Origin of the sequence: Spirillospora sp. NPDC047418, from assembly GCF_040643275.1 — a bacterium.
GTDB lineage: Bacteria > Actinomycetota > Actinomycetes > Streptosporangiales > Streptosporangiaceae > Spirillospora.
Window position 1 is genome coordinate 1 of sequence record NZ_JBEYTW010000168.1, and the last position, 8,793, is coordinate 8,793.

8 protein-coding genes are annotated in these 8,793 nt (G+C 73.7%); 3 read left to right on the forward strand and 5 right to left on the reverse strand.

Features of this window, described 5'->3' with window-relative positions; all coding sequences use genetic code 11:
- The first annotated feature begins 62 nt into the window (after positions 1–62).
- Positions 63–1,202: an aminotransferase class I/II-fold pyridoxal phosphate-dependent enzyme gene (locus tag ABZ806_RS44195; protein ID WP_500225833.1), complete on the forward strand. Its 1,140-nt coding sequence runs from the start codon at positions 63–65 to the stop codon at positions 1,200–1,202.
- A 3-nt stretch (positions 1,203–1,205) separates the two neighbouring features.
- Here ABZ806_RS44195 and ABZ806_RS44200 read toward each other — a convergent pair whose 3' ends face one another.
- The 4 genes from ABZ806_RS44200 to ABZ806_RS44215 all read right to left on the reverse strand — a co-directional run bounded on the left by ABZ806_RS44200 (position 1,206) and on the right by ABZ806_RS44215 (position 5,357).
- Positions 1,206–2,105 carry an oxygenase MpaB family protein gene (locus ABZ806_RS44200; RefSeq protein WP_500225835.1) on the reverse strand — a complete coding sequence of 300 codons (900 nt, stop codon included), beginning with the start codon at positions 2,103–2,105 and terminating at the stop codon, positions 1,206–1,208.
- Positions 2,106–2,340: 235 nt separating this feature from the next.
- On the reverse strand, positions 2,341–3,531 hold the full coding sequence (locus ABZ806_RS44205; protein WP_500225838.1) for a lipid-transfer protein: 1,191 nt from the start codon (positions 3,529–3,531) through the stop codon (positions 2,341–2,343).
- A gap of 99 nt (positions 3,532–3,630) precedes the next feature.
- The gene (locus tag ABZ806_RS44210) at positions 3,631–4,689 is read right to left on the reverse strand and encodes a threonine aldolase family protein (protein ID WP_500225841.1); all 1,059 of its coding nucleotides are present in this window, start codon (positions 4,687–4,689) and stop codon (positions 3,631–3,633) included.
- A gap of 104 nt (positions 4,690–4,793) precedes the next feature.
- On the reverse strand, positions 4,794–5,357 hold the full coding sequence (locus ABZ806_RS44215) for a hypothetical protein (protein ID WP_500225843.1): 564 nt from the start codon (positions 5,355–5,357) through the stop codon (positions 4,794–4,796).
- Positions 5,358–5,908: 551 nt separating this feature from the next.
- On the opposite strand from ABZ806_RS44215, the gene ABZ806_RS44220 reads away from it, so the two are divergent.
- Positions 5,909–7,360: a helix-turn-helix domain-containing protein gene (locus tag ABZ806_RS44220; RefSeq protein ID WP_500225845.1), complete on the forward strand. Its 1,452-nt coding sequence runs from the start codon at positions 5,909–5,911 to the stop codon at positions 7,358–7,360.
- A gap of 95 nt (positions 7,361–7,455) precedes the next feature.
- Here the strand turns inward: ABZ806_RS44220 and ABZ806_RS44225 are convergent, their stop codons facing one another.
- Positions 7,456–8,187 (reverse strand): histidine phosphatase family protein, encoded by a 732-nt coding sequence (locus ABZ806_RS44225; protein ID WP_500225848.1) that lies wholly within the window; start codon positions 8,185–8,187, stop codon positions 7,456–7,458.
- A 92-nt stretch (positions 8,188–8,279) separates the two neighbouring features.
- Here ABZ806_RS44225 and ABZ806_RS44230 point away from each other — a divergent pair, with 92 nt between their 5' ends.
- Positions 8,280–8,645 (forward strand): hypothetical protein, encoded by a 366-nt coding sequence (locus ABZ806_RS44230; RefSeq protein WP_500225850.1) that lies wholly within the window; start codon positions 8,280–8,282, stop codon positions 8,643–8,645.
- Positions 8,646–8,793: the final 148 nt, after the last annotated feature.

Consider the following 8,793-nt stretch of genomic DNA (forward strand, 5'->3'; position numbering starts at 1 on the left):
CACCCTATGATTAGATATCGCTACAGGGTGTGACAATCATTTGACCGGGGAGTGTGACGACCATGACCAGCGCTCACCAGCGGCTGGGCGAACGCATCAGGGTGTTCCGGGGGACGCGGGGCGGGCGCCGCCCGGCGCCGGCCAAGGCTCCCGGCGACCGGGCGATCGTGCTGACCTGTAGCGACTACCTCGCGCTGGCCGAGCATCCGGCGATCACCGAGGCCATGATCGCCAGCCTGCGGGAGGGGCCCGCGACGGGGCCCTGCCTGCCCGACGACCACCCGCAGATCGTCCTCGGCGAGGGGTTCGCCCGGCACCTGGGCGCGCGGGCCGGGGTGCTGTGCCCGTCGGGCTGGGCGGCCAACACCGGGCTCCTGCAGGTGGTCGCCGGCCCGGACGTGCCCGTCTACCTGGACGTCCTCGCGCACATGTCGCTGTGGGAGGGGGCGCGGGCGGCGGGCGCGGAGCTGGCCTACTTCCGCCACAACGACCTCGACCACCTGCGCCGCCGGATCGAGGTGGGCGGCTCCGGCGTGATCGCCGTCGACGCCGTCTACAGCACCGACGGCTCGGTGGCCCCGCTGGCCGACCTCGCCGAGGTCGCGGCGGCGCACGGCTGCCTGCTGATGGTGGACGAGTCGCATTCGCTCGGCACGCACGGGGAGCGCGGCGAGGGCCTCGTCGCCGCGCTGGGGCTCACCGGCCGCGTCGACTTCCGCACGGCGAGCCTGGCGAAGGCCCTGCCGGGGCGCGCCGGCCTGATCGCCTGCGACCGTCCCGGCTTCGCCGACTACTTCAGCCACACCGCGCTTCCCGCGGTGTTCAGCTCGACGCTGCTGCCGCACGACGTCGCGGGCCTGGCGGCCGCGCTGAAGGTGGTCCGCAAGGAGGGTTGGCGGCGCGGCCGGCTCCGCGCGGTCACGGCCCGGCTGCGGGAGGGGCTGTCCGGCCTCGGCTACCGGCTGGTCGAGTCCGACACGCCGATCATCGCGCTGGAGGCGGGCTCGGAGTCCGAGGCGACCCTGATGCGGGACGCGCTGGTCGGCCGCGACATCTTCAGCGCGGCGCTGTTCCCGCCGGCGGCGTCGGTGGGCCGGACGCTGGTCCGCCTCTCCGCGCACGCCGGGCTGACCGACGGCGACGTCCACCGGGTCCTCACCGCGTGCGAGGAGCTGCGCCCCCGCGCGGTGGCCGCCGTGTGATCCTCACGCGGCCGGCTGGTACCGGTCCTGGCGGGTCTGGGCGCCGATGTAGCGGAGCATGCTGCGCAGCGCCCAGTGGTTGAAGCCGCCGGGCATCATGCGGTAGCCCTGCCGGTTGGCCATCGCCAGCGCGGCGAACCGGGCCTGGTCGAGCGGCGACCAGGGGACGTCGAACCGCTCCCGGACGAGCGGCGGCAGGCAGCCGAACGTGATGAGCCGCAGCGGGCGCTCGATGACCAGGCGTCCGGCGCGGTCGAGGCGCGGGCCGCCGACGGGCAGGATCGTGATGCTGCCGGAGCCGTGCCTGGCGATCTCCAGGGCCCGCGCGGCGGCGGGCGTGAGCTCGAGCGTCTTCGCGCAGACATGCCAGAACTTGGACTGGAAGGCCGCGTAGTCGGCGGGGACGGGCCGCATGCTGACGCCGTACCGGGAGTACCAGGTGACGGTCTCGGCGTACATCTGCTCGTGGTCCTCGGCGCTGAGCGTGCCGGGGTGGAACGTCTCGGCGGCCTTGAAGATCTCCCACGTGAAGGTGGCGTGCGCCCACCAGAACGTCTCGGGTTCGAGCGCGTGGTAGCGCCTGCCGTGCTCGTCCGTGCCGCCGATGCCGCGGTGCAGGTCGCGGATGCCGCGGGCGCGCGTGACCCCGTCCGGCGCGAGGATCGTCGCCCAGATCTGCGGGACGGACCGGTGGATCCGGTCGAACGGCGCGTCGAAGAACGCGGAGTGCTCCCCGACCCCGGCGCCGATGCCCGGATGCATGAGCTGCATCAGCCCGGCCGCCGCCCCGGGCAGCAGCGACCGCAGATCACCGGCGTACCGCCACAGCAGCGTCCCGGGCACCAGCGGCGCACGCGCCACCGTCCGGGACGACGGAGCGCGAGGCAGGGACGAGGCGGGCATAGCACCTCCACACCAGTGGCACGTGCCACCAGCCTAAGACCGCCATGAGACAAGAGTCAACATTTGTCACACGTCCACACACCCAAACGTGATCTTGCCGCACAAGCGGGCATGCCCGGCGACGCAGGCGACCGCAGTAACGCCGCGCACGTCGGCACGGGCACGACGGATCGCAACGGCGGTGTGAGGGTCGCCTGCGTCGTGACGGGGGTTCCAGGGGGGCGCCCCCCTGGGCCTATACAGCCGGCTTGTAGACGGCTACGGCGCAGGCGCTGCCTAGGCCGATGTTGTGCTGGAGGGCGACGCGGGCGCCTTCCACCTGGCGCTTGTCGGCCTTGCCGCGGAGCTGCCAGGTGAGTTCGGCGCACTGGGCGAGGCCGGTGGCGCCGAGGGGGTGGCCCTTGGAGATCAGGCCGCCGGACGGGTTGACGACCCACTTGCCGCCGTAGGTGGTGGCCTGGTCGTCGATGAGCTTGTGGCCCTCGCCGACCTCCGCCATGCCGAGCGCCTCGTAGGTGATGAGCTCGTTGGCGCTGAAGCAGTCGTGGAGCTCGACGACGTCGACGTCCTCGATGGAGACCTGGGCCTCGTCCATGGCCTTGCGGGCGGCGAGCTGGGAGACGCCGAAGCCGACGACCTGGATGGAGGAGTGGTCCTCGAAGCTCTGCGGGGTGTCGGTGGCGATGTAGTGGCCGGCGATCTCGACGGCCTGGTCCCACAGGTCGTGCTCGTCCAGGAACCGCTCGCTGACGACGACCGCGGCGCCGGCCCCGTCGGAGGTGGGGGAGCACTGCAGCTTGGTCAGCGGGTCGAAGATCATCGTGGCGTTCTTGACGTCGTCGAGCGAGTACTCGGTCTGGAACTGCGCGTAGGGGTTGTTGACCGAGTGCTTGTGGTTCTTCCAGCCGATCCAGGCGTAGTGGTCGGGGGTGGAGCCGTACTTCTCCATGTGCTCGCGGCCGGCGTTGCCGAACATCTGCGGCATGGGCGCCTTGTCCAGCTCCCACTCGCGGCCCGCGGTCATGGAGCGCAGGTGGTGGTCGATGATGGTGACCTTGGACTCGCCGACGCCGGCGCCGAGGGAGCCCTTCTTCATCTTCTCCATGCCGAGCGCGAGGGCGCAGTCGGCGAGGCCGCCGCGGACGGCCTGCCGGGCGAGGAACAGTGCGCTGGAGCCGGTCGCGCACGCGTTCATGACGGTCATGACGGGGATGCCGGTCATGCCGGTCTCGTAGAGGGCACGCTGGCCCATCGACCCGTACATCGAGCCCGCGTAGGCCATCTCGACCTTGTCGTAGCCGATGCCGGCGTCCTGCAGGGCGTTGCCGACGGCCTCCTTGGCCATGTCCGGGTAGTCCCAGTCGCGGGAGCCGGGCTTCTCGAACTTGGTCATGCCCACGCCGACGACGAAGGTGCGGTTGGCCATCGGGCTCGCCTCCTGTTACCGAATGCTGTTCGGTGACACGATAACCCGCCGGGTACCGCGCGGTCAGGGCGCTCCCGATGATCGGGATGAAACCGCCGGTCAGCCGGACATCTCGGACGAGAGCGCGGTGGCGAAGGCGTCCACGTCCGCTTCGGTCGTGTCGAACGAGCAGACCCAGCGGACCTCGCTGGTCGCCTCGTCCCAGGTGTAGAAGGGGAACCGCTTGCGCAGCCGGTCGGTGACGTCCGCGGGGATCCGCGCGAAGACGGTGTTCGCCTGCACGGCCTGGGTGATCTCCACGCCGGGCACCGCGCGGGCGGCGGACTCCAGGCGGGCGGCCATCGCGTTGGCGCGGGAGGCGTTGCGCAGCCACAGGTCGCCGTCCAGCAGGGCGACGAGCTGGGCCGACACGTACCGCATCTTGGACGCGAGCTGCATGCTCGACTTGCGCAGGTAGTCCAGCCCGCGGACCGCGTCCGGGTTCAGCACGACGACCGCCTCGCCGAGCAGCAGCCCGTTCTTGGTGCCGCCGAACGACAGGACGTCCACGCCCGCGTCGGTGGTGAGGGCGCGCAGCGGGACGCCGAGGGACGCGGCCGCGTTGGCGATGCGGGCACCGTCCATGTGCACGGTCAGGCCGCGCTCGTGCGCCGCCGCCGCGACCGCCGCGGTCTCCGCCGCCGTGTAGACGGTGCCCAGCTCGGTGCTCTGGGTAATCGACACGACGGCGGGCCGCCGCCGCTGGACGTTGCCGAACCCCGTCGCGTGCGCGGCGACGAGGCCGGGGGTCAGCTTGCCGTCGGCGGCCGGCACGGTGACCAGCTTCAGCCCGGCGATCTTCTCGGCGGCGCCGCACTCGTCGGTGTTGATGTGCGCGGACTCGGGGCACACGACCGAACTCCACCGCTCCGACATCGCCTGCAGCGACACCACGTTCGCGCCGGTCCCGTTGAACACCGGGAAGACCTCGGCGCGGTCGCCGAAGTGCCGCCGGACGACGTCGCGGAGCCGGCCCGTGACCGCGTCGTCGCCGTAGGCGGGCTGGTGCCCGCCGTTGACCTCGGCGAGTGCGGCGAGGATCTCCGGGTGGACGCTCGCCTGGTTGTCGCTGGCGAATCCGCGCACGGCGGCGGGACGGTTCTCGGGCGGGTGAGTCATGCGTCCATTCTCGGGGACGCCGGCGGATCCTCGCCCCGCCGCTTCCCCGCCGCCTTCTGGGCCCGCCGCCTTCTGGGCCCGCCGCCTTGTGGGCCGGGCGCCTTCTAGGCCGGGCGATCGGTGATGTTCTGCACCGGGGCGGGCGCGGCGTCGGCCGGGGGCTCGGCGGCGCGCAGCGCCATCCGGGCGCGCATGGCGTCGAGGTCGTCGCCGAACCTGGCCACGGTGGACTGCAGGTCGCGCCACAGCCCGGTCCGCTGCTCCAGCTGGGCGACCTTGGTGCGCAGGTCGCCGATGCGCCGCTCGGCGGTCTCCAGCCGGGTGCGGTTCCCGGCGGTGTCGCGGCCGGTGCGGATGAGGCTGGTGGCGACGGCGGCGAGGTCGCGCTCGGTGTCGTCCATCCGCTCGTCGATGCGCGGCAGCAGCCGGTCGTTGAGCTGCCCGACGAGGGAGTCCAGCTCGGTGCGGATCGTGCGCAGCTCGGCGTCCTGGTCGCGGACGGCCTGCTCTAGACTCGCCACGCGTTCGAGGTAGGACGGCAGCAGCCGGCCCAGCTCCGCAGACCGTTCCAGATCTCGTCCCACCCTGACGAGAAGGCCCATGCCCTCGCGCAGATGGCGCTCCGCCTCGGCGGCGGCGCGGCGGACGAGACCCGGGATCACGGTCATGGCGCTCCCTCCAGGGGGGCCGGTCGGGTGGATTCTCCTTAAACTCTAGGCGAACCGGCCGTGAACATTTTGTGAACCCAGAGGTTTATTTCTGCGAGCGCGCCCGTTTTCGGACGGCCGGCGGGCGCCCCGTCCGCGGCTGCGGCGGCGGGCTGCAGGCGCACAGGCCCCGGCGGACGATGAGCGAGGCGCGCTCGGCGGTGTAGTCCGCCGGGCTGAGCGCCGGTCGGACACGGTGGCAGGTCAGGCAGAGCATTGCGGTGTTCGTCCTCCCCGTGAGGCCGGGAGCCCCCCGTGCCCGCTGGGGCCTTGCCCGCCGCCCCGCGCGCATTCCCCCCGGACGCGCGACGAGGCGGCGGGACCCACAGGATGGCCCTTCGTCTCCCAGCCGCCGGCAACGCTACGGGCCCGCACGTTGCATGCACGTTGCGACCGCTCGATCACGGTCCGTGTCCTGATCCGGCCGTGCGGGATTCGCCGAATCGGTTGCACGGAACCCGCGGATGGGCCGATCCTCGGACCGGCCGAGGTTCTCCGGGGGAAGGGGACTGGTGGTGGTTCGCGATCCGGTGGTCGTACGTCCGTCCATCTCCGCGTCGTGGCGGCGCTCCCGGGCCGCCGGCGTCGACGGCGCCGTCGAGGCGGCCCCGCTGGCGTTCGACCGGGACTCCCTCGCCGACGCCCGCGGCGCCCATCCGCTGCGGCCGCACCTGCCGCTGCTGGAGGCGCTGCTGCGCCGGGTCGCCGACGAGACCGAGCACCTGATGGCGATCACCGACGCGGACGGGCACGTGCTGTGGGCGCAGGGCCCGCCGGCCGTCCGCCGCGCCGCCGAGGCGATCGGGCTGGCCGAGGGGTTCCGCTGGGCGGAGGACGCCGTCGGCACCAACGGGATCGGCACCGCCCTCGCCGCGGGCCGGGCCGAGTACGTGTACGCCGACGAGCACGTCGCGCACGTCCTGCACCGCTGGTCGTGCGCCGGCGCGCCGATCATCGACCCCGACTCGGCGCGGGTCGTCGGCTGCGTCGACGTCAGCGCGACGGTGGCGGCGCTGCATCCGGCGACGGTCGCGCTCGTCGCCGCCACCGCGCGGCTGGCCGAGTCCCGGCTGGAGAACGAGATGCTGGTGCGGGACGAGCGGCTGCGCGAGCGGCTGCTGCCGCACCTGCGCGGGCTCGGCGAGGCGGGCCTGCTGGTCACCGCCACCGGCCGGATCCTCGCGGCGGGCGCGGCCGGGCTGCGGGGCCTGCGGGTGCCGGCGCCCGAGCCCGGCGGGACGGTGCCGCTGCCGGACGGCCGGGTCGCCGTCGCCGAGCCGCTCGGCGAGGCGTTCCTGCTGCGGCTCGCCGACCGGGTCGGGGCGCGCGTGCTGCCCGTCGCGGGGGCGGCGGAGGCGGCGGCGCCGCCGGCCGCCGGGGACGGGCCGCTGCTCGCGCTGTCGCTGCTCGGCGGCGGGCAGCCGCACGCGCTGCTGGACGGCCGGCGGTTCGACCTGACGCTGCGGCACGCCGAGATCCTCGCGCTGCTCGCCCTGCACCCGCGCGGGCTGAGCGGCGACCGGCTGTCGCTGTACCTGTACGGCGACGACGGCAGCCCCGCGACCGTCCGCCCCGAGATCCACCGGCTCCGCCAGCAGTTCGGCGACATCGTCCGCGCCCGCCCCTACCGGCTCGGCTGCGCGGTCGAGGCCGACTTCCTCACCGTCCGGCGGCTGCTGGAGGAGGGCGACGTCGCCGCCGCGGTGCGGCTGTACGGGGGCGAGCTGCTGCCCCGTTCGGACGCGCCCGCGATCCGCGCGGAGCGCGACGAGCTGGCGGTGCGGGTGCGGCGGCAGGCCCTCGACCGGGGCGGCGCCGACGCGCTGTGGACCTACGCGCAGACCGAGCCGGGCCGCACCGACCTGGAGGCGCTCGAACGGCTCCGCGCGGTCCTGCCGGCGGGCGATCCGCGGCGCGCCACCGTCGCCTCCCGCAGCGACCGCCTGCTGAACGGCGAGCCCTAGCGGGCCGCGGAGGGCGTGGCGGTTCCGGCGGCGTGGCGGCCCCAAAAGGGCGCGGCGGGCGCCAGGAGGGTGGGGCTCGAGGGGTGTGGCGGGTGTCAGGGAGTGGGGGCGCCGACGTCGGTGAGGTGGGAGCAGTCGTTGTAGCAGACGGCGCGGAGGCCGGAGCCGTCGCTGCGCCACCGGGTGAGCGATGCGTTGGCGATCGGCTTCCGCTCGATCTCCATCACGTCCTTCTCGGTGAGGTCCTCGACCAGGTAGCGGGTCATGACGATGATCGCGTCGTGGGTGACGACGAGGACGCGGCCGCCGGGGGCGTCGGCCTCCAGGTCGCGGTAGAAGCTGCGCAGGCGCAGCGCGAGGTCGGCCCACGACTCGCCGCCGGGCGGGCGGTGGTAGAACTTGCCGAGCTGGCGCAGCCGGGCCGCCTCGCCGGGGAACCGGCGCTCGACGCCGCGGGCGGTGAGGCCCTGCAGGACGCCCTGCTCGCGGTCGCGGAGCCGCTCGTCCACCCGCGGGACGAGGCCGTCCGGGTCCTGCGGGGCGGCGTAGGAGGTCTGCGCGAGCGCGATCTTCGCGGTGTCGACGGTGCGCAGGTAGGGGGAGGCGATGACGTGCGTCGGGCGCTCGTCCGCCGGCAGCGCGGCGAGCCGGCGGCCGAGCGTCGCCGCCTGGGCGCGGCCGGTCTCCGACAGCGGGATGTCGGCGTCGCGTTCGGTGATGCCGGCATCCTCGGCGTCGGTGCCGAGCACCGCCTGGTAGGCGAGGTTGCCGGTGCTCTCACCGTGCCGGGTCAGGTTCAGCCACTGCAGCGCTCTCACGCCCGCCATGCTGCCATGCCCGCGCGGATGTCCCGTCCCTCCCGCACTGCGGGTCCGGCGCGATGCGGCTCTGCTCTACAGCCGGTAGTACTCTCGTTGCCGTGACCGACGTCCTGGGCACCGCGATCATCGTGGTGGCGCTGCTGACCGCCGCCTACGCGCTGGTGACGGCGCTGCGCAACCGGGCGATGGACCTCGGGCACCTGATCGGGCTCGGCGTCCTGGAGGCGCTGCTGATCGCGCAGGTCGCCGTCGCGTTCGTCAAGCTCGGCGGTGGCGAGGGGCCGGACGGCACCGCCACCTTCGTCGGCTACCTGCTCGGGTCGCTGCTCGTCCCGGCGGCGGGCGCCGGATGGGGGCTGCTGGAGCGCACCCGGTGGGGGTCCGGCGTGATCGTCATCGCCGGGGTGGCCGTCGCCGTCATGGTCGTCCGGATGAACCAGCTGTGGAGTGGCACCGGTGTCTGAGTCCGATCGAGCGAGGCCCGAGCCCGTCCGGCCCGAGCCCGCCGTGTCCGAGTCCGCCGCCAACCGGTGTACGCCGCCGCACGCGGCCAAACCGACCCCGACATCTACGAGCCCGTCAGCCTGGAAACCGCCCTCAACGACTGCTGCA